General features: G+C 23.3%; 1 protein-coding gene. It reads right to left on the reverse strand.

Translation table 11 applies throughout. From position 1 onward, the window contains the following. Window positions 1-257: 257 nt before the first annotated feature. Window positions 258-1178 (reverse strand): hypothetical protein (locus G3997_RS05080; RefSeq protein ID WP_296649113.1); only part of this gene is annotated, 921 nt, incomplete at its 5' end.

Below are 1178 nucleotides of genomic sequence, written 5' to 3' on the forward strand. Positions count from 1 at the left end.
AGATGATTTGATATATAATTTATTTATAATTCTTATTTCTACCAGGTAATTATTTTTCATCTTGTTATAAGATAATTTAAATAATAGATCTTGCAAGTGCCTTGGATATAAAACACCTACAGAGGTCTTTAATTTAATATAAACATAAAGCGTTGTACTTATAATGACAATCTATAAACTAAAAAAGTAGGACATTTGTATTATTCCTACTTTTTATGCTTATTATATTGATATTACAAATCTTTTATACTATACGCCTAATTGTTCAAATAATCAAATTTGTATATAGGAGTAATACTATTTAAGCATAGACTTGAATTTACCTCTACTCTTGCCTGCATAGTTTCTGTTAAGCATTTAAACTTATCTATTTCATTCATATCAATACTATTAAAAGTATTTTTATCTACCATAACTGATATTATATATGGACTTATATCTTTCCCTGTAGATAAATCTACATCATTTATATATCCATTAAATACAATAGTATCTATGTTATTATATTTATCTTTATTGAATATATTTTTTATGCTATTAAGTGCTATAGAATAGACAGCTTGATTGTATATATTATTTTTGTCTTTTTCATCAATAGGTATAGGCTTTATACCATCTATTATTTTTTTGTATTCATATCCTATTGCATTTGGAACTATTTTTGTATCTGGCAATAGATAATCTATTACTAATTTTTTAGATTCCTTACAATACCCTGTATTTATACATTTTTCAAATTCAAATGGATACTGTATTTGATTTAATAATTCTTTTTTGTATCCACTTATAAGTATTTCATCTTGATTTTTATATAGTTCCTTTTTAGTTTTTATAAGCTCCTCTTTTTGAAGATTGTATTTACTAATCTCATTATTTCTATTTATTTCATTTTCTTCATATAGCCTATATTCATTTTCATACTTTTCATTTTCTGCTTGCACATATAAGTTATATTTTTGCTTTGGTTTACTAAATATCTTCTCCATTATATTAGGCTGTCTTATAATAGATTTTACTGGCTTTGTACATGGTGTTAAAAGTTCTTTGGGTAATTCTTCTACATTATTTTTTATAAACTCTTCTATTGATATTTCCCTTGGAGTTATATTTATTATATYATGTGCCTTCATTTCATTATTTAATTTATTTACCCCAAGATAAATAGTAGTTGATATATT

The organism is Romboutsia sp. 13368 (assembly GCF_018336475.1).
In the GTDB taxonomy this organism is placed as follows: domain Bacteria; phylum Bacillota; class Clostridia; order Peptostreptococcales; family Peptostreptococcaceae; genus Romboutsia.